Origin of the sequence: Microcoleus sp. PH2017_28_MFU_U_A, assembly GCF_020738035.1 — a bacterium.
Taxonomy (GTDB): Bacteria; Cyanobacteriota; Cyanobacteriia; order Cyanobacteriales; family Microcoleaceae; genus Microcoleus.
The window spans coordinates 15,149-38,479 of the sequence record NZ_JAEQCX010000100.1 but is presented as its reverse complement, the minus strand read 5'-3'; the positions used below and the strand labels follow the sequence as shown (position 1 = coordinate 38,479).

Below are 23,331 nucleotides of genomic sequence, written 5' to 3'. Positions count from 1 at the left end.
TTGGTTCTAAGAGCAAAAATAAAATATACTTTTCGGCGTTGCATTGTGCTGTCGAGGGTTTGGTAGTTTTTCTCATTGTCAAATACCTGGAAAGTAGACTACTCATATTGATTGATCGATTCACTATTTTGTGATTTTGTCAATGCGTAAGTCCTAGATATTGATTAACAAAGGCACATAGAGATAGGGTATCGATCGATTGCCCCGGCAAACGTTCCGGATTCAATCCCTGTAAAAGCCCATCCGTCAATACGCTATAGGAACCACTTGCCAACTCGTAGGCCGGTTCGATCGCCTGGGATGCGGCCACAAAACAGCGACTAAGTAGGTCGGCACAAAAAAACATAACTATGTTAAGATAAGTAAAGAAAAAGAATATATCTACTGAGGTAATTCAATATATGGGTGCTAGATTAAGGGTATTCCTGACTCAACAGCAAGACAAAACTCTCTTAAAACTGAGAACTGCGGATGTACCACAAAAAGTCAAAGACAGAGCAGAAGTAATTAGATTAAATGCACATGGCTGGTACGTTGAAAAAATAGCTGCTCATTTTAACTGGACTCCACAAACAGTGAGAAAGGTTTTACATAAATGGTCGCATCTAGGCATGGAAGGGCTTTGGGAGTCACCTGGTCGAGGAGCCCTTCAAGTGTGGAAAGAGGAAGATATAGAGTTTTTAAAAGAATGCCTCAAAAACGAACCACGTACATATAACAGTCTTTAATTAGCCCAGAAATTAGAAAAAGAACGTTCTGTTAAACTAAGTGCTGCTCGATTAAGACGCATACTAAAAAAAAGGTTTATTTGGAAAAGAGCGAGAAAAAGTCACAAAGGAAAACAAGACCCCATAGTACAAGAAACGAAGCAATCCGACTTAGATATGTTGCAATTAGAGGCAGCGGCGGGAGGAATTGACTTAAAGTATTTAGATGAATAAGGGTTTTGTATGTGGAGTGAACCAGGTTATACTTATTACCCAATAGGTGAGCAAAAACGGTTAGAACAAACGAAACGGCGTGGTCGTAGACTAAGTATTGTCGGACTTCTTCAACCTGACATCAGTTTTGTCTACGGTTTGGTAATTGGAGGTGTCGATCGAAAAGCTTATATCAAAATTATGGAACTCCAAGCCCAGGAAGCTGCTGAGATTGGACGACCGAGAGTAATTGTACAAGACAACGGCCCAATACACCGATGCAAAGAAGTCCAAGAGTTATGGCCACATTGGGAAAAGCAAGGTTTATATATCTTCTTTTTACCCAAGTATTGTTCGGAAATGAACCCCATTGAATTGGAGTGGCAACACATTAAGAAAGATGAGTTGGCTGCGACATTTGTTTGATGATGAATTAGAACTCGCCTACGCCGTAATTCATGGAGTAGAAGCTAGAGGACAAAGGGGAAATTACACTACGCAACGTCTTAAGTTTAACTCCAATTAGGTAACTTAATGTTTTGTTACATAGAGTGGTTTTTTCCCGCCTACCTACTTAATGCTTTTGTTAAAACTCAGGAACTCGCCATGTCGAAAGGCTTCGATGACTTTGTTGCCAAACCGTTCCGAGAGGCAGTAATTTTCGAGAAGATGGCGCGACCTTTGGGAGTTCGCTATATCTATCAAGAGGAGTCGCCGAGGAAGTCCGAACAGGATGAGCCTGTTGTGCAACTGACTTCTGAGTCGCTGTCTGTGTTGCCGAGGGAGTCGATTGAGAAGCTTTATAAAGCAGCCGCTTGTGGAGACGAGCAAGCGGTAAGGCTGTTGATTGAGCGAGTTGCGCTGTCGCAGAAGCAAATTGCTGCGGCTCTAACTAAATTAGTTGACAATCAATACTTCGGACAGTTTTTTAACGGCTCTGTAAGCGTTACAGCGTAAGCCATGGCATTTTTAATGATTTTTTGAAACGAGCGGGCTAGAATTAAAGATTGAAAAAATAGTCATCTCTATAGCCATCAAGGGTTTGAGAGCCTCGATTAGATCTAAAACTGTCCGAAGTATTGGACAATATGAGCTTAGATATTATCAGCGATTTGACTCAGAAGTGCTTTTCGGCCGATTGTACGATCGCCCAATCCCAAGACAGTTCTCAAAGTTAACTCCCTGTTTAGAACCCGTACCTCATACCATTTTTCTAAAGATCCGATAGAGATCGAACACGACAAGACATTGTAATTTATACACTTTCCCTGTTTGCTAAAGTCTGTCATAACTTTAAAAAAATGGTATTAGCGCTCTTTCGTCACTTTCATGAGAGTAAATTCTCGAAGACACCACAGCAAAGGATCTCTTGCCAAATGCTCCCAACGCCAGCAAGGTGTTAGAAAATCGCTCCACAAAACCATACCAGATTAGCATTATCAAATTATGGTCAGATTTTTCCTTTCTTAGAGTGATGAAAGAGCGTTAGTCGGGTCAAGTAGCGATCGCGAGTGGGACTTGGGCGGTCAGCGCTTCATATTCGGGGAAAGAGTTTGTCTTTGGCGATCGGGAAGCTGCACCAACATCAGCATCAACACGATCGCTAGTACCGCCAACGCCCGAAGCTGTATTGCCAGCACCAACACCACCATCACCCGAAACACCCGCAGCAGAACCCCTCCCCGTTCAATTCACGGAAAGCAGCCTGACTCACTGACTTCAAGTACCCGATAAAGAAGCGACGGTCGGGTTTACCGTTGATATGTCCGTCAAAGAGCTTTCGCGGGACGCGAACTTTCCGCGATCGACGATCGCAGTCTGCTACTTACCCGAGCCAACAAGTATAAATTAATACCCTAAAATTTTTTAAAAAAAGATATGTGTAACAAGAAATAAAAATTAATAAATTTTTAAAGATCGAAAGTTTTTTTTAGCGCAAATTCAAGTAATCTGTATCTTGAGGTTCAAAACCAGCCAGACCTAGCTATTTTTAGCTTAAATGGCCGATTTAACTCAAATTCCAGGAATTCAAAGCCTTTGGGAAAAAACCTCTGGTGATTCTCAAATTTGTGTAGCGGTACTTGACGGCTTAGTAGATCGGACTCATCCTTGTTTTGCCGGAGCTGACCTGAAACGGCTGCCGACATTAGTCCAGGAAGAAGTTTGCGTGACCGGTGCGATGTCTTTGCACGGTACCCACGTTGCCAGCGTAATCTTCGGGCAGCACGGCTCGGAGATACCGGGAATTGCTCCTAGGTGTCGGGGATTGATAGTTCCGATCTTTTCCGATAACCGCTCTCGGGTGTCTCAGCTAGACATGGCTCGCGCGATCGAAACTGCTGTGAATGCCGGCGCTCACATCATCAACATCAGCGGCGGTCAACTTACCGAAATAGGTGAAGCCGAAGGCTGGCTGGAGAGTGTTGTGGAACTGTGCAGCGACAACAACGTATTAATTGTGGCTGCTGCTGGGAACGACGGCTGCAATTGCTTGCACGTCCCCGCAGCCCTTCCGGCAGTCTTGGCAGTGGGAGCAATGGACGATCTCGGTCGGCCTCTAAACTTCAGCAACTGGGGAGAAACCTACAGCAATCAGGGTATTCTCGCCCCAGGAGGAACTTAGATGTATTTTACGATCGCTCTCTAATTTTTGCGCTAAAAAAATTTATTTGACTATTAATAAAATTAATAGTTGATTTTTTCGCGAGCTATCTATACTATATATAAGTTAATATTTTCATTCACACTTTTAGAATAGCTAAAATTCGATGATGAAACAGCCCCGCCCTCTGAAATATGATTTTTATAAATTTTACTTGACAGATTTCAAATGTTACTGTACTGTTGTAAAGGTATAGAGATACCAGTCAAACGGTAAGGTACATCTCAAAAACTTGATAGTCAACTAGATGATCGGATCAAATAAACTTGTGACTAAGATTCTCAGAGTCCGTATATTTGGTCGTAAAATCAGTTGTACCGGGTACAAATAAATCTAAAATCCTTATCCTGCTTAGGCTTATCTATTTTAGACTTATCTGTTATTTAGGGAGATGTCTATTAAGTTTGACTCTTGGTAATCCTGAAATATCAGGGCTTTGATAACGATGGATTAACCGTTTTACTTCGTAATTATCCTTGCCATGCAGAACTACTTGATTCTTTTAAAACGATAGTCCGGGCTATTTTTAGATAGCCAAATGGCTTATTTTTTATAACTTTGAGCCACTACGAATAATTAAATCAATTTAATTTTCGTCCCTGACTTGTATTTGATTCAAGAGTTTTATACTTCTAGCCTTGTAAAACTTGTATTATGGTTCCCCTAACTGTTCCGAGTCTTGTTAAATGTTAGATACATTAAGCACCATATCCCAGGGAAATAATAGTATTTGTATTGCCGTTTTGGATGGCCCTGTCGATCGGAATCATCCTTGTTTCCAAGGTGCAGATTTAACTTATTTGCCCACCTTAGTTAAAGGGGAAGCTCAAACTAATGGCAATATGTCCATTCACGGAACTCACGTTGCCAGCATTATTTTTGGGCAACCGGGTAGTTCGGTGGAGGGAATAGCTCCCCGATGCAAGGGAATAATAGTGCCGATCTTTGCCGACGATCGCCTCAAAACTTCCCAGCTAGATTTGGCTAGGGGGATCGAGCAAGCAGTCAACGCCGGCGCTCACATTATTAACATCAGCGGCGGTCAACTGACCGAAATAGGCGAAGCCGAAGGCTGGCTCGAAAGTGCCGTGCAACTGTGCAACGACAACAACGTTTTAATCGTGGCTGCGGCTGGGAACGACGGTTGCAATTGCTTGCACGTACCAGCAGCATTGCCGGCTGTTTTGGCAGTTGGAGCAATGGATGATTTCGGTCGGCCTCTAAATTTTAGTAACTGGGGGGAAACCTACAACAATCAAGGTATTCTAGCCCCAGGAGAAAATATCTTGGGAGCAAAGCCCGGAGGAGGCACTAGCCGACTTAGCGGCACGAGCTTTGCCAGCCCGATTATTTCAGGCGTGGCTGCTTTGTTACTCAGTCTGCAAATTAAGCAGGGAGAAACGCCCGATCCGAGCAAAGTGCGAGAGGCAATTTTAAAAAGCGCCTTACCATGCGATGCCGACGCAGAAAGTGCAGACCGCTGTCTTGTTGGCAAGCTCAACATTTTGGGTGCAAGTTATTTAATACAAGGAGGAAAAATGTCAGAGCAATTAGAAGGCGTCGAAGCTGCTGGCTGCGGTTGCGACGGAACAACTCCAACAGTTTTAGAAGAAACCGTACAACCCCAAGAGCAACTGCCAGAAAGTTTAGAAACCGCACTGCTTTCTTCAGAATCTCTCCCACCCATCCCTGAAGCTTTACTAACTCCCACGCAAATTCGTTCATTTAGCAGCCCCAGCAATTCTATTATGAGCAACAACCGACCCACCGGCATCGCCGCCAGCCAAGCACCCAGCGACCTCGAAAATGTCCAGCTTATCTACTCTTTGGGAATATTGGGTTATGACTTTGGCAGCGAGGCAAGGCGCGACTCGTTTAAACAACTGATGCCAGCCTATGAAATTGACAATACCGCCGTGCCGGCCAACCCCTACGATGCCCGCCAAATGGCAGACTATCTGGAACAAAACCCGTCAGAGGCAAAGGCTTTAATTTGGACGCTTAACCTGGAATTAACTCCCATTTATGCCATTGAGCCTGTCGGCGCTTTTGGCCGCGATGTGTACGGGATTTTGCAAGAATTTTTGGCCGGCCAAGTAGAGGCGGAAGATAGCGAAGATTATGTGGAACGAGTCAGCATTCCGGGGGTGCTCAGTGGCAAAACGGTTAAACTATTCTCCGGTCAAGTAGTGCCGGTGATTGAACCGCACAACACGCGAGGGATGTATAGTTGGAAAGTCAATACCCTCGTCACGGCTGCTTTAGAAACGGTACGGACTACCGCAACAGAAGCGACCGAAGAAACGATGCGGCGCACCCTCGGAAGTTTCCTCAACCGCATTTACTACGACTTGCGGAACTTAGGTACCACTTCTCAAGACCGGGCGCTAAATTTTGCTGCTACTAACGCTTTCCAAGCTGCTTCTACCTTCGCCGAAGCAGTGGCCACAGGCATGGAACTCGACAGCATCACAGTAGAAAAAAGCCCCTTCTGCCGACTTGATAGCGATTGCTGGGATGTGAAATTGAAGTTTTTTGACCCAGAAAATAGTCGCCGTGCTAAGAAAGTTTACCGCTTTACTATTGATGTGAGCGATATGATCCCGGTAACGTTGGGCGAAGTGCGTTCTTGGTCTACTCCTTACTAATTTTTGGAGGTATTATGAAACTGCCGAAATTATCTGCACCTGTGAAAAGACCGGAATTAATTCACCCTCACCGCTCTGTCGATGTAGTGAACGGCCAGTCGGAAGAGTTGGTTAACATTCGCATCCATTTGATGCACGGGGCAAATTACAATGACCCGGCGGCGTTTGCTTACCGGAGCTATCAACAACTTAAAAGTTCTAGCTGTGGCTGCTGGGGCGGCAGGCGGTAAAAACCACTTTTCTCCTCTTTTTAGCCAAAAATAACGGCGGATTTTTAACCTAAAAAGTTTAGATATGAAATTGAAAACTTAGTTTTCCTATCCAATTCATATCTAAACTCTGAAGCCAGCAGGAATCAAAGTGATGACTAATCTCCTGAAAAATAGCCGACCAGTTCTGACCTTTGACGGGGTAAAGAGTTATGTTGCGCTCCCCCATATTTCCTGCGATCTAGGCAACAACTTTACTGTAGAAGCTTGGGTAAAAACTAAAACAACTAAGGGGGTGCAAAGGGTATTTTCGGAGCATCCTGCTTGGGGTTTTGGTTTATTTAACAGCCAGCTCCGGTTCACGGTTTATAAAAAGAAAAATTACAACACTACCTCAGCTAAGCTTGTAGCAGGCACTTGGTTTCATCTAGCGCTGGTGTTTGAAGCTAACAGCAAGCTTCACTTTTACGTCAATGGTGAACTCGTGCAGACTTTGGTCGGCAGCCGGCGGTTCAAATCAAGCAGCATTAGTTGGGAAATTGGCAGGAAAAATTCTAAAGGTGCAGAATGTTGGAAGGGTCAACTTTCTGAAGTCCGCATCTGGAATAAATGCCGCATTCAAGCAGAACTTCAAGCTGATATGTCCCGCTGTTTGGCAGGGAATGAACCGGGACTAGCAGGCTATTGGCCTTTAAATGAAGGTGCGGGCAATACAGTTTGCGACAAGACTCAAAATGCTAATCACGGGCTCGTTCACGAGGCAACTTGGGAGTTGTCTGAAGTTCCCGCGATCGCCGCAGTAATTGAAACACAGGAGATGGTTACTATGACTAATGCGAATGCTCCACAAGAACGCTTGCAAACAGTCCTGAATTTTGACGGCATTGATGACAAGATTGATATTGATTATGCCAAGGAAATCAATCCCGCTACGTTCACCATTGAGGCGTGGGTGATGTTCATTGGCGGCGACGGATACCGATCGGTATTAACGTCGCGGGATGGGTCGGATGTGGATGGTTGCAAGGGCTATTTGTTCTATGCGACTCCCTCACAGAAATGGGAGTTTTGGCTGGGTAGTGGCGAAGTGGGAGCGAGTTGGATTGTTCTGGGTGGACCGGATATTGAGATTAATACTTGGGTACATTTGACGGGGGTTTACGATGGAAAATCTGATACAGCTCATTTCTATGTCAACGGACAGGAAGTGAGCAAAAAAGAGAATGTCAAGTTTAAAACAAATACTAAACGTCTTCTCCGTATTGGTGCGGGAACCACCGAGCAACCGGGTTACGGAGATTATTTGTTTAATGGAAAAATTTCTGAAGTTCGCCTGTGGAATAAAGTCCGCACCGCCAAGGAAATTCAATCGAAGTTAGTTCACCGTTTAAAAGGCGATGAAGTGGGGTTAGTAGGGTATTGGCCTCTGTCGGAAGGGTCGGGGACTTTGGCACGAGAGAAGGCGAAAAAACCTCAAAATGGCAAGATTTTTGGGGACGCAGTTTGGGGCCAGTCGTTGATGCCGATTATTGATGCGCCAGATGCGAAAGAGCGTTTGTTAAATTCGACGGGTTTGGAAGACTACGGTTATTGGTGGAAGAAATTGTCTGAGGGGCAAGCAGATAAGCCGAGGGTGCCTTTCCGCCGGGGACGAATTTGGTCATAAGCAGTAATAGGGGTCTTTAATTGAAACTTCAATTTAGCAAGTGCTACACCGTTGTGGGAGCCATTGAATAAAAATTAGGAAATATTTTTTTAAAATTTCCTATTTTTTCTAGAGATTGAAACATATTAATGGATGCCCAGCACATCCAAAATCGAGATTTTACATTTGTGTGTAAGTCTCGATCGTTGCTGATAGTTTAGTTGAAAATTGATCGACTAAACCATCTTAAATTGCCGTAAATTTGCTCATCTTTTTGACAATAATCGGGCAAAAAACATCCAAAAATCTCTTGACTTTTATTCTGTTTTTGTTTATGATGGATTTCAGGTAAAAAAATAACTTTTCAGCCCAACAGCAGAAAAGTTATGAGCTCTCTAAAAGCGAGCAAAAAAACACCAAATACGACTCTCTTAAGGAGTAACAACATGAACAGCAAAAAGAAAAACTTGAGACCGCAAGTATCTGCTCCTGTGGACCGTCCCGCATCGGGTACTGGCATTATTGGCTCTCAACCCTCTGGCGGGCTTAGTGTTTATGGTGGGGTAGAAGGATCTTTCATGCTGCTGGTCTTCTTCTAAACCTGATATTTTACTAGCGTTTCTGCTGATGAACGAGCTGATTTTAAGATCTTTCATGACATTATTATTTCCAAAAGATGTTATGAGGATGAAATCTGTTTTATGTCAGTAGGAAGCTAAAGATACCAAACCAGCCAGTAGCTTATTTATTTCATAAAAGTGACTGGCTGGTTTCTAGTTAATCAGGAATTCGTGTTATGAATCTCAAAGAATTTATTATCTACCTCGGCGAGAATCCCTACAAGTTTCTGGCTGCCAAAGAAAACGCAGATGCAGTTATGGAAGAAGCAGGTCTTTCCGAGGAAGATCGAGAAGCTCTCAAGAGTGGCGATATGAGGCGAATTGGTTTGGCAATAGCAGGAAGCGAGCCAACGCAAGGTATACCCCTACTAAGCTAGTAGACATCTCCTTAAAAGATGCTAGAACACTTGCTAGATCTAGGCAAAAAGCTAACTTTGCCAGATGTCTAGTGGTTGAGATATTGTCGCAATCGCAGGTCAGTAAAATTGACAAAGTTTATCAAGTGCTATTTTTATTATGGAGCTTGGTAAAGTGGTTAGTTTATTATTAGGAAATAAAAGGCAAGTTGCAGAATGACAAAAAAAGGGTCTCTGCTGGTGGTTGGCACCGGCATTAAAGCAGGCGGTCATCTCACCACTGAAGCGCAATCGGCTATTAAGAATGCTGACAAAGTATTCTATGCTGATGGGAATCCTATCAGTGTTTATCAAATTAAATCCCTCAATCCCAATGCTGAAACATTGAGCGATCTCTATGGAAAGGGTAAACCCAGATATGAGACCTACGCGCAGATGGTGGAAAGAATTATCACAGCCGTGCGGGAAGGTTTCCAGGTGTGCGCTATCTTCTACGGACACCCTGGGGTTTTTGCCAGCCCCCCTCATATCTCAATTCGTCAGGCTCGTAACGAGGGTTTTGAAGCGTTAATGCTGCCTGGTATATCCGCTGAAGATTGCATTTTTGCTGACTTAGGAATTGACCCCGGAGTATATGGCTGTCAGAGCTATGAAGCAACTGATTTTCTAGCCTATCGGCGAATCTTCGATCGGCGAAGCACTCTAGTGCTGTGGCAAGTAGGAGCAATTGCACAGGCAGATTATCAGGGCAAAGTTTATGCCGATCAACAAAGAGGGCTAGCTCTATTAGTGGAAACTCTTCTAGAATCATATCCTGCCGATCATACAGCGGTGGTCTATGAAGCTGCGACAATGGCAATCTTTGTACCTCGGATAGAGCGTGTGGCGATTGCCAAATTAGGAGAATCTGTATTGACCGCGATGTCAACTTTAGTAATTATCCCCGATCCCAAGTGGTCTGAACCCGATCTGGAACGTGTAAAACGTCTGGGTATTGAAGAACACATTATGAAAAGCAGAGAATTTAAGGAGAAGCAACTTCGGGCAATCGGCTAGAATGCTCGCGACTGATTTGAAATAAAAATTTGAATTCCTAGCAAACTCCGCTGGCATTCGGCCCAAGCACCTCCACCGAGTTTATATTTACTGTTGGCTTTTGCTCATGCCTGACCTCATTGACAATTCCCAAGATTTGCAACAAATTCGCGATTTCTACAATCTCGTCGGGCAGTCTCCAACAAACCAAGGCTGCTTGCTCCGAGTGACAAGTTCCGATACCGATCCTTTTCACGGCACTACTCTTTATTTAGCTGCTCAAGCTGGCATTCAACCCGGAAATTATGTCCTCGATGCAGGTTGCGGTACGGGTGGGCCCAGCATTGTTATTGCTCAGAGCATCGAAGATGTGACGATTGAAGGAATTAACTTATCAGAAGAGCAAGTTAACATAGGTCAGAAACTTGTGCGGGAAGCAGGACTTTCCGATCGCATTCGCCTTCAGGTGGCAGACTTTCACGACTTGTCCTTTGACAGTGGTATTTTTGACGTTGTAGTGTTCTTTGAAACCATCGGATTCTCCGACGAACTCAGACGGGTTCTGGCAGAAGCCTACCGCGTGCTGCGACCTCAGGGAACTCTTTACATCAAAGATTTATTCCGCCACGAACATCCCTTGTCAGAGCAAGAGCAGCAGAAACTTGCAAAATTCAAACAGGCTCAACTTCATAATGTTCCGTGCATGAGCGAAGTCAGTGAAGCAATTCAGTTAGCTGGTTTTCAGGATATCAAAGTGCGGGATTTGAGTGACGTTTTAATCAGTGCTCCGTTAGCTGACTTTCCGGCATTCTGCGGTGACATCAAGGCTCAGAAACCCTTCGTTGTTCCAATCACCACCCGAAACATTAGTGGATCGAGTTCAGAATCACCTGCCATGCCTAACTACGATTCCAAAGCCGTCACCCCCAGCCAAGCTGTCGGCACCGTCACCGCCAGCATTCCATCAAACATAGTTTATGCTTTAGGAACCCTCGGCTACGACTTTGGCAGCGAAGCGCGGCGCGATACATTCAAACAACTGATGCCGGCCTATGAAATTGAGGGCATCGCAGTCCCGGCTAATCCCTACGACGCACGCCAGATGGTTGATTATCTGGAACAAAACCCCTCGGAAGGGAAAGCTTTAATTTGGACGCTGAATCTGGAATTAACGCCAGTTTATGCCATTGAACCGAAAGGACCTTTTGGGGCGGATGTGTATGAAACTCTCCAGTTAATGTTAGCCGGACAGGTGTTTGCCGAAGATAGCGAAGATTTTATTGAGCGGGTGAGTATACCGGGGAGATTGACTGATCGCACGGTCGAGCTATTTTCAGGGCAAATAGTACCAGTAATTTCTGTTCAAAACATCCGAGGAATGTATGGCTGGCGAGTGAATAGCCTGATCGCCGCAGCTTTAGAAACGGTGCGCGATTCTGACAGTAGTACCAGCGAGGAAGCAATCCGGCGTTCTTTAGCGAGTTTCCTGCACCGCATCTATTTTGACTTGCGAAATTTGGGGCAAACGGCCCACGATCGCGCCCTCAATTTTGCAGCAACTAATGCTTTTCAAGCTGCTTCTACGTTTGCTGATGCGGTTGCTAGGGGGATGGAATTGGACAGCATTGAAGTGGAAAAAAGCCCTTTCTGCCGTCTGGATAGCGACTGTTGGGATGTGAAATTGAAGTTTTTTGACCCTGAAAACAGCAGTCGGGCCAAGAAAGTGTTTCGCTTCACTATTGACGTGAGAGATGCTATGCCCGTTACTTTGGGTGAAGTGCGATCGTGGTCTGTTCCAAGTTAGTTCGCTAGTTGGGGTTTTACCATCAAGGTAAGAAGGTGTTGTCACCAAAGAACTGGGTCTGAAGCCCCGTCCTTATAGGACGGCTTTAATTCTTTTCATTTTATGTTAATTGTATTGATAATAGAGGAAAGGACTTGGCTGGAAGATGTGTCATGCGTTCCATTGCAGCAGTCTGTAATCGATTTAGAAACGGCTTTTAAGAATTTTTTTGACTCTTGCAAACGGAAAACAAAAGGACAAAAAGTAAGACATCCTCGATTCAAAAAAAGAACAAGCAGTCAATCGGCAAGATTTACTCTTCGCGGATTTTCCATGAAGAAAAACGGTGGAGTTTACTTAGCCAAGATTGGAATTGTCAATCCAATATCGCCTGTGGGAGTTGCCGTCAGCACCTAGCTCGGTAACGGTAATCGGTATGAAAGGCTAAATATGCCAGTCATAGAAACCAGTATCGACAAAGCTTGGGGATTTTTAACTTATTTTTTTCATACCCTGATTAAGCAACGCCGACTGTGCAAACCGCTATTTTCTGAGTTTTGTTGTAGAGATTGAACCCGTTCAATCCGAGGCAAAGAATCCAAGTGTCGGTATCGACTTAGGGATTAAAACTTTTGCCGTGATGAGCAACGGTGAGAAGGTCGAAAGCCCTAGCTATAAAAAGCCTTGCCGGAAGGTTCGCAAACTGCAACGCAAGTTAGCTCGTCAACCAAAAGATTCTAGGAGAAGAAATGTAACTCGCATTAGAATTGCCAAGTTGCACAATCAAATTGCCGATACTCGCAAAGACTTCCTGCACAAACTGTCAACCAAAATAGTCAACGAAAACCAAGTGATTATTTTGGAAGATTTGAATGTTTCTGGCATGGTGAGGAATCGGAAACTTTCTCGTGCGATTAGCCAGCAGGGATGGAGAGAATTTAGGACTCTCTGTGAAGCTAAGTCAGAGAAATTTGGCAGAGAATTCTGACCAAGCGACAATGCGATCGCATAATTGAGAAAAAAAACTCTAGGAACATAAAACAGCAACTCTTTTCAAAGCAGCATTTTTAGAAGCAAGAGATACGATATGCCTTTCCCGGGTAGTGCAACTGATAAATTTGGCAACCGCTTGCTAACCTATTTATCAGTTGCACCGCATCAAATACCGTCACTCCTCAAGCTCTGTATTACTTAAATATTGATACTGAGAGGAATTTTTGAAGGCTGCAAAAATCGATAAGACACAAGCCTTTGGGCATCTGCTTCGAGAATTTTTGCTTCGATGTCATTCAGGTTTACCTTGAATTTGTCGAAAGCTCTTTTCAACTGTGGCTCGACAAAAGATGAACCAGGGTAATCGAGGAGGTTCGTATAGTAAACTGAACCCAACAAATAAAGCACTTCTATTTGGAGTAATGCTCGCTCTAGTGGCGGTAGCGAACCCATGAAATTTTGCTGCTGTGCGGAGTTGGTAGGTGCTGGAGAATAGCAACCCAAAGGAAATGCTGGTGCGTAGGTCATCAAGCCGCTTTGCGGAAAGTTAACAGCAGCGTGTTGGGCGCTAGCTGCAAAGATAACCGTAGAGATGGCCTCTACTAAATAATCTAAGCTTGCAATCCGACCGTCAGCATTTTCGCCAATATAGCAGTGTCCTTTGGCAAACAATTCACCAGCCCAATTTTGCAGTTGTCGATCGGCCACTACGGACTTATCGCTAGAATAGTGCAGGCGCAGGTATTCGCCCACCCACTGATGGATGGCATCCCAAATTAGTTTTCCGTCATCTCGATAAGGATAAATCGGTAATTGCTGAGAATTACTGACACCGCGTTTTTCTAAAGTTCGGGGGAAGCCAACTTCATTAAAGTTAGCTAAGTGGCTCATCGCTTCTTTAATAGCGAGTTGGCCGTTACTGCCTATAGTCGCACTTAATAAGAAGTCTATAGGCCCTTCTGGTGCTAATAAATTCTTATGTGCGCCATAATTAATCAAGATAGTACCTTGTAAGTGAGGTTTCAACAAAACCATTACAGGATGACTTTTATCGGTAAAGCAGCGATTAGTTGCCAGAACAAAAGGCTCAATAAATAAGTGAGTCTGAGCTAGGTGAGATATCAGCTCGTGGTAATTACTATCTGCCATTTGTACGACGGTTTTAGCTGTCATCCAGTTGTCGCCATCTAGGGGCGTAAATACAGGATTGTTATCCCCCGGAACTTGCTGGCAGCGAATTGCTATTGGCCGTAAATTTCGATCTTGATATTGTTCGGGCGGTACTGCAAATAATGCGATTGGAGCATACATATACTTTGGCAACCCACCAATATCGCTATTGACTAAACTATCGAGCTTGGAATAATCTGCTAGATAAAGTCGCCCGGATTGCAGTGCTGCTTCTAGATTATCTTCATGCAGAATCTCTCCGTACTGTTCGCTGGTAATTAACAGGCGCTCGTCTAGTTCTTGGATTTGATTGAGCATTACAGGGTTTGGCCCTGCTACTTGGCTGTAAGCAAAAACTGCATCTTGTTGGAAATTTCCTACAGTTGCCGGTCTGATTGTTAACGGATTAAGTAAGTTTTCGTAGTCTTCAAGAGTAGGATTGACAGTACCGCGTAAAAGGAACTCTGAAAAATCAGCTTCCTGGTTAATCAATTCTTCTCCCAAACATCTAGCAATTCCTTGAAGGTGCTTGTATAATTCTTTGTCAACTTCCTCAACTTCCTCAACTTCCTCGAATTGAGCGACTTCCTCAACTTCATCAACTCGGTCAACTTCATCGAGTTGCTCGCTTTTGAGATTTCGTGCAGATTTCACTTCTAAGTTTCCGCTGAGTTCAGCTTGTATTTCTCGATCTATTCGATCGAATACATTTTCAACTTCACTAAAATCCCCTGTCAAGGGAATGCTACTTTTAACCTTGGGGGATACTTTTCGCTCCAAGACTGATTCTAGTTTTAAAACAGCATTAGTTAATTCTGCTTGTCCCTGGGCTGCCCTTATTTCACGCTCGATTGACTCTAACGAATCAATTTCACTCTCGTTTGACAGCGAGTTTTTGAGAAGATTAGCCGACTTTTCAGCCTCGTTCAAAATACTCAGCGTACTCAACACTAAACTCACCCATTTCAGGCTGGGAAGTTCATCGGCTTTAGGCAGTCTAGGCAGGTTGCCGATCGGACTAAGTGGCACCTCAGTCATAGCTAGAGGAGCTAAAACTGTATAGTCATATTCGTATTTACCAGATACAATCAACCTGCGAGCCAAAGGAACCGTTGCTAAAAAAGTGACGAAACGGTACAGCGTTTGAATGATTTCTTGCCTGGAAAAAGACATATTTTGCTCCAAAAAAAATATTACTAGATTGGGTGAATCGAGAAGTTACTAGATTGGGTGAATCGAGATTAGATTCTTCAGTATTGGTTGGTAACAGTTTGACTCTTAATTTTGTATTAGTTGCATCAGTTGATATAGCAATCCTAAATCATTTGTGAATTTCTTACTCCCTCCTTTTGCTAAGGAGAGGGTTGGGGTGCCGGAAAAAATTTACGACTCCTGCAAGGATTGCTACAGATTTTTAGCTGCTTGCGACTGCTACCAATCAAGAACTGGCAAGTTGTCGGCTCGGGATTAAAGTTGAAAGCCCAAAAATCCACTGTTTAACGAACTCAGCTAATATAGCATACCTGCTGAGCAACATCAGAATTCTCCTCACAGACCACCATCAGCAAGCCCGCAGGTGAAAGAAAGTCGATCGCGAGCGTTGTGGATTGATGCTTCGTTGCAAGACGGCTTGCGCCAGAGAGCAATAGCGCCAGCAAAGGCTGGAAGCTAGTTCTCATCCTAGTTCTGTGCTTGAAGCCGTATAAATTAATACACCAAATAAATAAGAAAAAAGATGACTGCAAGCCGGAAACAAAAGTTAACAAAACTTTTTAGCTAAAAAGTTTTTTTAGGCGCAAATTCAAGTAATCTATCTTTTGAGGCGAACAACCAGTCAAATCTAACTATTTTTCCAGAAAACGGCTGATTTAATCCAAATCCTGGGTAATTAAAGCGAATCGGAAAAAACCGATGGCGATTTTCTTCCTTGTGTAGGGCCACCCACTCGACAAGCGGGTGGACTCAAAGCTTGAGACGGCCAAATATTTCTGATATTTTCCCTCTACAACTTATAACTGGCTTCAGTTCTTGCCGCTCCTGCACGGCTCCCCCAAACCTATTTACTTCATACCCAAAAATGGCAATTGAGGATCTTTTCGCCAAGTACAAAAAGCCCAACATCGTTATTATCATTACCGACCAACAGCGCGCCTTGCAGCACTATCCGCGGGACTTCATCTACAGGCTCCCCGCACTGAAGCAGTTGATGAGCAACGGTTTGAGTTTCGATCGGGCATTCACCGCCGCTTCTGCCTGCGCCCCCAGTCGCGCAACTTTCTTGACCAGCCAGTATCCGGCAAAGCACAAAACAACGGATACTGGTCAGCTACAGCCGAAGGAGCCTCTGAACACACAGTTGCCCAACCTCGCCCATGTCCTAGGGAAGGCTGGCTACAAAACACGTGCTTGGCTCGGCAAATGGCACCTTGGAGAAATTGATACTAGCCCCATCGAGGCTGGATTCACGGAATGGGATGACCCGGACGCAGGCATCACAATCAGCGATTACAACACCCTAGGTGGTGGCGAGGCAGATAACGACAGTCGTTACCTCGCAGATATGCTGAAGTTCGTCGAACGACAGGACGAGAAGGCTGAAGATCCGTTTTGCCTGGTTGCGTCCTTTGTCAATCCTCACGACGGGTTCGTAGCGTTCAGAGGGCTGGGTGGCTCTGGATATGCAAGCAGTACCCTCACTGAGGCGATCGTGGAGCTGCCACGTAACTACAGGCAGCATCTGAACGAACACCTCTTGGATAACTTACACTCAGAGCCTCGCGCCCACGCCTCAGCGAGCTGGTGGACTTTCGCTCGACCTGGCTCTAAGATGCCTCCCAAGCACAGACCGCAGGATTATGTCAACTTCTACGCCTATCTCCAGATTTTGGTCGATCGACAAATCGAGCAACTCCTGGACGGTCTGGCGAAGCAGAATCTGATCGACAATACCCTGATTATCCGCTTCGCTGACCACGGTGAAATGGCTATGAGCCACGGTTTAGTTGAGAAATTCTTTAACGCTTACGAAGAAAGCATTCGCATACCCTTCGTGTTCTCCAATCCTGTAGCCTGGCCTACAGCGCAGACTACCCAATCCCTTGCCAGCAGCGTCGATTTGACTCCGACCATCGCCTCGTTGCTTGGTGTCGAGTGGCACAAACCGGAGGAAGCGATTCCAGCAACAGCCAACCCGACGATTTTTTACGGGCAAGATTTGTCGCCAATTCTCAACAATCCGACTTCCACTGTCCAGGAATCCATCCACTTTACATACGACGATAATCCAGCGGTTATACCTCCTCCAGAAGATAAACCGAAGCAGAGGATTTTGCACCCCAGTATCGTCCGAACGATTCGGACTTCCAAGTGGAAATATTCGGTCTACTTCAACGAACAAGACGAGGCGAAGGCTGAGGGTGCCGAAGGGGATTGGGAACTCTACGACCTAGAAGTAGATCCTTACGAGGACAAGAACCTAGCTGGTAATGGCGATCCCGAGATTAACAAGCAGCAGTGGGAATTGGAGCGGCAATTGCAAGAGGCTATGAATCGCCTGGGAACTATGCCGACTGCCTTCAAATGGCCTCCCCAGAAGACCTCATTTAGCCGAGGCGCACCCGCCACCAAACCCACCGATATCTAGAGCGCGAGCGCCGAAGTAAGGAGTCCCGCCAAACTAGGGAGAGGATGGTGTTTTCCCTCCTTTCTCTGATTTGGGCAATATTCGATCGATCAATTAGAAAAACTCAATTACCAGTTGGTTAACCTATGGAAGCAGTTTGGGATACGTTAAAGAATATCAATTACTCTGGCATACCGATTGCTAGAATCGCTATTGTGCTCGTTGTTCTAACCTTGACACAGACGTTAAGGCGATTTTTCGTAGCAGTCATTGTTAAAACTATTGAGAGTTTTACTAGCAAAACTAAAACAACACTTGATGATGAGTTGATTACAATTATCAAGCCTGCTTTAAGTTGGCTGATTCTGATAGGTGGATTTTGGCTGAGTAAAGAAATTCTGGCAGATAACTTAGGTTCTCAACTAAATCAAACAATCGGTAGCCTGCTCAACTATACAGTTATTTTCATAGTTGCCTATGTTATTTACCGATGCTCTTCTATTTTCGGTCAGATTATAGCCAACTTAGTGCTGCACACCGAAACAGAGCTCGATGAATTGCTCAGACCTTTAATGCCCAAGATTTTTCAATCAGCAGCAATTATTGTCTTTATCATCAAGATCAGCGAGGCATTTTTAGGACAATCTGCTGCTGCATTGGTGGGGCTATTGGGCGGTGCCGGTATCACTTTTGGTTTGCTGCTGAAAGATATTGTTTACGATTGGTTCTGCACCCTGATTATTTACTCCGACAATCTCTACCGAGAAGGTGACTGGGTGGGGATATCCGGGGTCGATGGTTTCGTGCAGATACTCAATATTGGATTCAGAACTACAACTCTACATATAACTAAGTGGGGTTCTATCATCAAAATGCCCAATTCCAAAATGATTTCTGGAATTGTCGAAAACTGGTCGCAAAATCCGGGTAAAGAATTAAAATGGGGCTTAGTCTTAACTCTCAAAATAGACGGCATTTCGGCGGGGCAAACGGCGCGGATTTGTGAAAAGCTTGAAGAATTGCCGAAGTACATTCAAGGCTTGTCTCCGTCGTGTACGGTGCGGTTCAAACAAATTGACAAAAATGCCCGGGTTATTGAAATTATGGCAGTTGTCAATGACGATAATTTCTACTTTGATGCTGAGAAAAACTTAAATCTAGCTATACTAGAATTACTCGAAAAAGAAGGAATAGATTTCCTACACGTGGAACTAAGAACGGAACCTGAAAAATACAAAAAGAGCCTGCAAGCAACCAACAATTGAGCATTCATGTTGGCTCGAAGTCAATTTAGAGTAACTGCTTGCTCGCATCGTGCGATAGCGGTTGAAAATCGGGTGAAGTACAGTTACAGTCCTAGCAGACATCTGTACTTGACTCCACTCATTAATGCTAAATTGCCTGCTTTTCTCTCGATAATTCAACCTCAAATATATCGGTCATCCAAGCATTTGAGGGAAAAATATCCCGCTCCGTTTAATAACAACGGGGATTCCTGCTAAATTTACCGCACTCGCACTCTCGGAAAGCCAAATGTCAACCGCCTCTTTAACAACTCTAATAACTATTCTGGATTGCCATTCTACTCTAAAAAATGATGGCGAAGATGTCATTCAAGGATTGACCAAAAGCCCAAAAACTTTACCCGCTAAATATTTTTACGACAGTCGCGGTTCTCAACTTTTTGAACAAATTTGCGAATTGCCCGAATATTATCCAACTCGCACAGAAGCCTCGATTTTGCGCCAATATGCTGGTGAAATCGCACGGATAACAGGTGATTGCGAACTCGTAGAATTAGGCAGTGGCAGTTCCACAAAAACTCGCCTTTTGCTAAATGCTTATCAATCTCGAAATTACTCCTGTAAGTACGTGCCTGTTGATGTAAGCGCCAGCATTCTCAAAGAGAGCGCCCTTCAATTGCAAGTAGAATATCCGGCTTTGCACGTTCAAGGGTTGATAGGAACTTACGAACAAGCCCTCGCTCAATTAACGCCTGCATCTTTGCCTGCGCGGATGATTTTCTTCTTGGGCAGTTCTCTGGGTAATTTCACGCCGCAGGAATGCGATGTTTTATTGAACCAAATTAAAGATGTACTCGCTCCGGGAGATTACTTTTTACTCGGCATTGACTTGCAAAAATCCCAGCAAATTTTAGAAGCAGCTTATAACGATTCTCAAGGTATAACTGCCGCTTTTAATTTAAATATGCTCGACCATTTAAACTGGCGTTTTCAGGGTGATTTTGATACTAATTTATTCACCCATCAAGCTATTTACAATCAACAAGAGAACCAAATTGAAATGTACTTGCATTGCCAAACAAGTCATGTAGTGAATTTAGAAAAGCTTGGATTGAATGTTACCTGGAAAACTGGCGAAAGTATCCTTACGGAAATTTCTCGTAAATTTGATTTAGACACTGTGGAAAAAGAACTAGACTCCAAAGGACTGAAAACCATAAAAAGCTTTACAGATCCCCAAAAGTGGTTTGGTTTAATTCTGTGTCAAGCCACTAAATGAATCACCCCGAGCCTTCGGTATTGTTTGGTTCCCAACTCTCCAAACAATACAAATTAATCTAGAAAATACGCAACCGCAGACGGCAGCACGTACTAGAACTATATTTAAAAATGTGCGTTCTCAATCGCGAGGTAGATGATGTGCTTTTCTTGTTTCAAGACTTGCTGTCAAAGTATTTGGATCGAGAAAGCGATCGGTACAAATTTCCCCAAAACGGTTGATTTGTAGTAAGCTTTAACACACCGACTTCTCAGAGCTTGAATAACCGCATTTTTTAGTAGGTTTCGGGTATAGTACGAGCCGCACTTTCGCTTGTCAAGAGTGCGTAACTCTGGTCTGATTCAAGTTAATTATTTCCTCGCCTCTATTGCTATAAAAGTAATATTTGGTGTATACTTATTTAAGCGGTTACAGCAGTGGGAGAACCAACAAAACTCTGTAACAGCCAATACCTTCTATGGAGCTATCTGAATCATGTGTACGAGAATTCTATACGTTGATGGAAAATCATTAAAATCGGCAACTGCAGCTGGTAACGTTGTGACCGGTCGCAACATGGACTGGGCAGCCCCGCTTGAAAGCGAGATTTGGGCATTTCCAGCAAATATGGAGCGCCAGGGGGGAACATACAATAATAATGGTGATAGTTCCTTTACGTGGACATCTAAGTACGGCAGCGTAATTACCTCCGCCTTAGACGCTTGCACTACCGACGGTATCAACACTCAGGGTTTGGTTGCCAATTTGCTGTTCCTGGTAGAATCGGACTACGAACGAGGGGACGGGGAAGAACAATTGCCAAAAATGTCAACTGCGGCATGGGCGCAGTACTTCCTCGATAGTTTTGCCACGGTCAAAGAGGCGGTTGTAGCGATGGAACCAGACAATTTGTTCGAGGTGGACGCGCCCGTCATACCGGACGGCAGCAATAAGAAAAGTACAGTTCACCTGTCAATTTCCGACGCAACTGGCGATTCCGCAATTTTCGAGTACGTAGGCGGCAAGCTACAAATCCACCACGGTAAAGATTATATCGTGATGACCAATTCTCCGACCTACGACAAACAACTGGCAATCAACGAATACTGGGAAAAAAAGGATGGCATGATCGTGCTGCCGGGCACTAACAACGCCTCCGATCGATTTGCCCGTTGCTCGTTTTACCTATCGGCAGTCCCGCGCGATCATATCAACGATGTACGCACAGCTATTGCAACCACCTTTAGCATAATTCGCAATGCCGCCGTGCCGATCGGGATCGCAGACCCCGAAAAGCCCAATCTTGCCTCCACACTTTGGAGCACCGTTTCCGACCACAAGAATCTGGTTTATTACTACGCAAACACCCGCAGTGCGAGTGTCTGTTGGATCGACCTCAAGGAATTAGACCTTGGCGAAGGCTCGGAAGTGCGGAAGATCGATATGCTCGAAGAAGTAAACCATCCTGAAGGGACGAAACTAATCGAAAAGTGGGAGTTGGGCGGCAACCTCACCGAAAAGTTTGTAGCGACCGTTCCGTTTGAATTCTTGCCTCACCCTTAAGTGTCAACGCTTCCGGGTCAGGTATAGCCTTTCTGGGATAGATGAGGTATGCCAGATTCTAGGTACATCAAGGTTTTCAACCTTTGATACCTCATCTTCGAGAGCGATCGCCGATCCAAAGCTTCTGCATCGGCTTTGGCTTGGCGATCGCCGTACCAGCAAGGGTCGAGGTTCAATTCCCGCCATCAATGTTCTTACAGGACGGCTTGAGAAAGTTCTTTTCCAGAGCAGCCGCAGGGAACATAATTCCAGGCTTCTTAGTAGGATGGTTCAGCGTATTGAATATCCGATCCCAAAATCCTTGAATGCCGTAGTTTCCCTTAAAGCGAGAGTGGTGGAGATCGTGAAAATCTGAGTCAATGAAAAATATTGACAGAGAGCTGTGACCTTCTAAATTGTAAGCATTGCCGATCGCAGTCCAGGCGCACAATTGAGTAATATCGTATCCGAATACAAAAACAGGCAAAACGTCTGCAACGGTGACGATAGCGTATTCAAGTAGGCTTTTATGACCGGCTACAAAACTGGATGAATCCAAGAATTCGTGATGTTTGAGATGTATTTCCTGCAAGAACTTTTTGTGAAAGAGCCTATGGGTAACATAAAAGCAGAAATCCGCCACCATTATTCTCGCGAAGAATCATCCAAAATTTAAGAGCCAGCTATTTCCCCGATGAACTTCGGGAGCTAGGTACAGAATAATCGCTGCTGCTACTAAACTTTTAATTTCTCCGACCAGAATTCCTTGAGCAGTAAATTCAGGGAACGGTTGTTCTTTCACTTTCTTGACTCGGACATTGAATCTTTGCCGCCAAGTCTCGTTGTTCTCAATAACTTTTTCAATAACAATACCGAGGCTGTAGAATGAAAGTGACCCTACCAGCCAGTACAGCAAAACCTCGGCGGTAAAGCCGAGATGGAATTTATTTGAGAGCCAATAAATTAACTGCTGGACTAGGGTACAAGCAACAGCTACTTTGATAAAAAACTCTATTTCAAAAAATAAATTAAATAGTTTGACTGTTAGTTTATCCTGAGAAATTACAGTTTTTTCAGGGCAATTATTGAGTAGGTTCGGGGCTGAGAACCTGGACTGAGCATTGTTTTGTTTTTCACGTTTAGTTATCTGGACACCAGGATAAATCCATCTAGTTTAGGAAGAACAATTAATCGCTAAAAGCCTTAATATACCGTTCCTAATAACTGACATTAAGGACAAAAACTTCTCACCAATAAATTCTTATTGAGAATGCTGTCATATCTAAATTCCACTTTAAGGAGAACTAGAGGTTTCAAATATTCTCTGGTAAGTAGATGCATTTACCCTGCGTTCGCACCTTGGTGATTGAATTTACCAATCACGAAGTCAAGCAATATAATATTGTCCATCTTTTAAAAAATCTCATGTTTGCTCCACTTCGTCAACCTGCTTTTTTCAATAATTTTAAGGTTGAGCAAGGGGGCTACGGGATTGTGTGGAATGAAGATATTGATTTGAGTGAGTATGAGCTTTGGAAAAATGGCATAACAGTAGCAGAAAGCGTAGGCGTAGCCCGTCGTAGACATCCCTCAGTTAAGCTGTAGGATGGCAACTGGGTTTTTC

General features: G+C 44.3%; 21 protein-coding genes and 2 pseudogenes. 17 read left to right on the top strand and 6 right to left on the bottom strand.

All coding sequences use genetic code 11. From position 1 onward, the window contains the following. Positions 1-139: 139 nt before the first annotated feature. Positions 140-346 carry a hypothetical protein gene (locus JGK14_RS24135; protein WP_293203151.1) on the bottom strand — a complete coding sequence of 69 codons (207 nt, stop codon included), beginning with the start codon at positions 344-346 and terminating at the stop codon, positions 140-142. Positions 347-401: 55 nt separating this feature from the next. Between JGK14_RS24135 and JGK14_RS24130 the strand changes: the two are divergent. Continuing rightward, positions 402-1,346 (top strand): annotated as a pseudogene (locus tag JGK14_RS24130) (IS630 family transposase). A 180-nt stretch (positions 1,347-1,526) separates the two neighbouring features. Then, positions 1,527-1,877, top strand: a complete 351-nt coding sequence (locus JGK14_RS24125; RefSeq protein ID WP_293203149.1) for a hypothetical protein — start codon at positions 1,527-1,529, stop codon at positions 1,875-1,877. Between the two features lie 569 nt (positions 1,878-2,446). Here the strand turns inward: JGK14_RS24125 and JGK14_RS24120 are convergent. Next, a complete protein-coding gene (locus JGK14_RS24120; RefSeq protein WP_293184582.1) occupies positions 2,447-2,584 on the bottom strand; it encodes a hypothetical protein in 138 nt (45 codons plus the stop codon). Positions 2,585-2,919: 335 nt separating this feature from the next. On the opposite strand from JGK14_RS24120, the pseudogene JGK14_RS24115 reads away from it, so the two are divergent. The 10 genes and pseudogenes from JGK14_RS24115 to JGK14_RS24070 all read left to right on the top strand — a co-directional run. After that, positions 2,920-3,534 (top strand): annotated as a pseudogene (locus JGK14_RS24115) (S8 family serine peptidase); the annotation flags it as partial. A 734-nt stretch (positions 3,535-4,268) separates the two neighbouring features. Continuing rightward, positions 4,269-6,230, top strand: a complete 1,962-nt coding sequence (locus JGK14_RS24110) for a S8 family peptidase (RefSeq protein WP_293219356.1) — start codon at positions 4,269-4,271, stop codon at positions 6,228-6,230. Between the two features lie 14 nt (positions 6,231-6,244). Next, on the top strand, positions 6,245-6,460 hold the full coding sequence (locus tag JGK14_RS24105; RefSeq protein WP_293184587.1) for a cyanobactin biosynthesis system PatB/AcyB/McaB family protein: 216 nt from the start codon (positions 6,245-6,247) through the stop codon (positions 6,458-6,460). A 133-nt stretch (positions 6,461-6,593) separates the two neighbouring features. After that, positions 6,594-8,105 (top strand): LamG-like jellyroll fold domain-containing protein, encoded by a 1,512-nt coding sequence (locus tag JGK14_RS24100; protein ID WP_293219354.1) that lies wholly within the window; start codon positions 6,594-6,596, stop codon positions 8,103-8,105. 365 nt (positions 8,106-8,470) lie between these two features. Then, positions 8,471-8,683, top strand: coding sequence for a hypothetical protein (locus JGK14_RS24095; RefSeq protein WP_293260560.1), 213 nt, complete (start codon positions 8,471-8,473; stop codon positions 8,681-8,683). Positions 8,684-8,880: 197 nt separating this feature from the next. Further along, positions 8,881-9,081 (top strand): hypothetical protein, encoded by a 201-nt coding sequence (locus JGK14_RS24090; protein WP_293219352.1) that lies wholly within the window; start codon positions 8,881-8,883, stop codon positions 9,079-9,081. Between the two features lie 195 nt (positions 9,082-9,276). Continuing rightward, entirely contained in the window at positions 9,277-10,116 is an 840-nt protein-coding gene (locus JGK14_RS24085) for an SAM-dependent methyltransferase (RefSeq protein WP_293219350.1), read from the top strand. Positions 10,117-10,222: 106 nt separating this feature from the next. Then, complete coding sequence (locus JGK14_RS24080) at positions 10,223-11,899, top strand: PatA/PatG family cyanobactin maturation protease (RefSeq protein WP_293219348.1); 1,677 nt, start codon at positions 10,223-10,225, stop codon at positions 11,897-11,899. 102 nt (positions 11,900-12,001) lie between these two features. Beyond that, entirely contained in the window at positions 12,002-12,295 is a 294-nt protein-coding gene (locus JGK14_RS24075) for a hypothetical protein (RefSeq protein WP_325315581.1), read from the top strand. A 133-nt stretch (positions 12,296-12,428) separates the two neighbouring features. Continuing rightward, positions 12,429-12,866: an RNA-guided endonuclease InsQ/TnpB family protein gene (locus JGK14_RS24070; RefSeq protein ID WP_442921476.1), complete on the top strand. Its 438-nt coding sequence runs from the start codon at positions 12,429-12,431 to the stop codon at positions 12,864-12,866. Positions 12,867-13,069: 203 nt separating this feature from the next. On the opposite strand, the gene JGK14_RS24065 is transcribed toward JGK14_RS24070, so the two are convergent. Further along, positions 13,070-15,214 (bottom strand): lipoxygenase family protein, encoded by a 2,145-nt coding sequence (locus tag JGK14_RS24065; protein WP_293204285.1) that lies wholly within the window; start codon positions 15,212-15,214, stop codon positions 13,070-13,072. Between the two features lie 754 nt (positions 15,215-15,968). Here JGK14_RS24065 and JGK14_RS24060 point away from each other — a divergent pair. The 4 genes from JGK14_RS24060 (at position 15,969) to JGK14_RS24045 (ending at position 21,728) form a co-directional block, all read left to right on the top strand. Beyond that, the gene (locus JGK14_RS24060; RefSeq protein ID WP_293326286.1) at positions 15,969-17,684 is read left to right on the top strand and encodes a sulfatase-like hydrolase/transferase; all 1,716 of its coding nucleotides are present in this window, start codon (positions 15,969-15,971) and stop codon (positions 17,682-17,684) included. 125 nt (positions 17,685-17,809) lie between these two features. Beyond that, positions 17,810-18,928 carry a mechanosensitive ion channel family protein gene (locus tag JGK14_RS24055; protein WP_293190723.1) on the top strand — a complete coding sequence of 373 codons (1,119 nt, stop codon included), beginning with the start codon at positions 17,810-17,812 and terminating at the stop codon, positions 18,926-18,928. A 268-nt stretch (positions 18,929-19,196) separates the two neighbouring features. Next, a complete protein-coding gene (egtD, locus tag JGK14_RS24050; protein ID WP_293190722.1) occupies positions 19,197-20,186 on the top strand; it encodes an L-histidine N(alpha)-methyltransferase in 990 nt (329 codons plus the stop codon). A gap of 474 nt (positions 20,187-20,660) precedes the next feature. Further along, positions 20,661-21,728 (top strand): linear amide C-N hydrolase, encoded by a 1,068-nt coding sequence (locus JGK14_RS24045; RefSeq protein WP_293219340.1) that lies wholly within the window; start codon positions 20,661-20,663, stop codon positions 21,726-21,728. A gap of 17 nt (positions 21,729-21,745) precedes the next feature. Here JGK14_RS24045 and JGK14_RS24040 read toward each other — a convergent pair whose 3' ends face one another. Genes JGK14_RS24040 through JGK14_RS24030 form a run of 3 tightly spaced genes read right to left on the bottom strand, consistent with a single transcriptional unit; the run spans position 21,746 to position 22,509 of the window. Then, positions 21,746-21,904 (bottom strand): hypothetical protein, encoded by a 159-nt coding sequence (locus JGK14_RS24040; RefSeq protein ID WP_325315580.1) that lies wholly within the window; start codon positions 21,902-21,904, stop codon positions 21,746-21,748. Then, positions 21,901-22,353 (bottom strand): sterol desaturase family protein, encoded by a 453-nt coding sequence (locus tag JGK14_RS24035; RefSeq protein ID WP_293211715.1) that lies wholly within the window; start codon positions 22,351-22,353, stop codon positions 21,901-21,903. The genes JGK14_RS24040 and JGK14_RS24035 overlap by 4 nt, the downstream gene beginning before the upstream one ends. A 15-nt stretch (positions 22,354-22,368) precedes the next feature. After that, positions 22,369-22,509, bottom strand: a complete 141-nt coding sequence (locus JGK14_RS24030) for a hypothetical protein (RefSeq protein ID WP_293184610.1) — start codon at positions 22,507-22,509, stop codon at positions 22,369-22,371. A 560-nt stretch (positions 22,510-23,069) separates the two neighbouring features. Here JGK14_RS24030 and JGK14_RS24025 point away from each other — a divergent pair. Then, a complete protein-coding gene (locus JGK14_RS24025) occupies positions 23,070-23,312 on the top strand; it encodes a DUF2442 domain-containing protein (RefSeq protein ID WP_293224360.1) in 243 nt (80 codons plus the stop codon). The last annotated feature ends 19 nt before the right edge of the window (positions 23,313-23,331 follow it).

Bases quoted from the DNA above. Each gene is read 5' to 3' on its own strand.
- JGK14_RS24135 (WP_293203151.1), bottom strand. From the start codon at position 346: ATGTTTTTTTGTGCCGACCTACTTAGTCGCTGTTTTGTGGCCGCATCC.
- JGK14_RS24125 (WP_293203149.1), top strand. From the start codon at position 1,527: ATGTCGAAAGGCTTCGATGACTTTGTTGCCAAACCGTTCCGAGAGGCA.
- JGK14_RS24110 (WP_293219356.1), top strand. From the start codon at position 4,269: ATGTTAGATACATTAAGCACCATATCCCAGGGAAATAATAGTATTTGT.
- JGK14_RS24105 (WP_293184587.1), top strand. From the start codon at position 6,245: ATGAAACTGCCGAAATTATCTGCACCTGTGAAAAGACCGGAATTAATT.
- JGK14_RS24100 (WP_293219354.1), top strand. From the start codon at position 6,594: ATGACTAATCTCCTGAAAAATAGCCGACCAGTTCTGACCTTTGACGGG.
- JGK14_RS24095 (WP_293260560.1), top strand. From the start codon at position 8,471: ATGAGCTCTCTAAAAGCGAGCAAAAAAACACCAAATACGACTCTCTTA.
- JGK14_RS24090 (WP_293219352.1), top strand. From the start codon at position 8,881: ATGAATCTCAAAGAATTTATTATCTACCTCGGCGAGAATCCCTACAAG.
- JGK14_RS24085 (WP_293219350.1), top strand. From the start codon at position 9,277: ATGACAAAAAAAGGGTCTCTGCTGGTGGTTGGCACCGGCATTAAAGCA.
- JGK14_RS24080 (WP_293219348.1), top strand. From the start codon at position 10,223: ATGCCTGACCTCATTGACAATTCCCAAGATTTGCAACAAATTCGCGAT.
- JGK14_RS24075 (WP_325315581.1), top strand. From the start codon at position 12,002: ATGTTAATTGTATTGATAATAGAGGAAAGGACTTGGCTGGAAGATGTG.
- JGK14_RS24065 (WP_293204285.1), bottom strand. From the start codon at position 15,214: ATGTCTTTTTCCAGGCAAGAAATCATTCAAACGCTGTACCGTTTCGTC.
- JGK14_RS24055 (WP_293190723.1), top strand. From the start codon at position 17,810: ATGGAAGCAGTTTGGGATACGTTAAAGAATATCAATTACTCTGGCATA.
- egtD (WP_293190722.1), top strand. From the start codon at position 19,197: ATGTCAACCGCCTCTTTAACAACTCTAATAACTATTCTGGATTGCCAT.
- JGK14_RS24045 (WP_293219340.1), top strand. From the start codon at position 20,661: ATGTGTACGAGAATTCTATACGTTGATGGAAAATCATTAAAATCGGCA.
- JGK14_RS24035 (WP_293211715.1), bottom strand. From the start codon at position 22,353: ATGGTGGCGGATTTCTGCTTTTATGTTACCCATAGGCTCTTTCACAAA.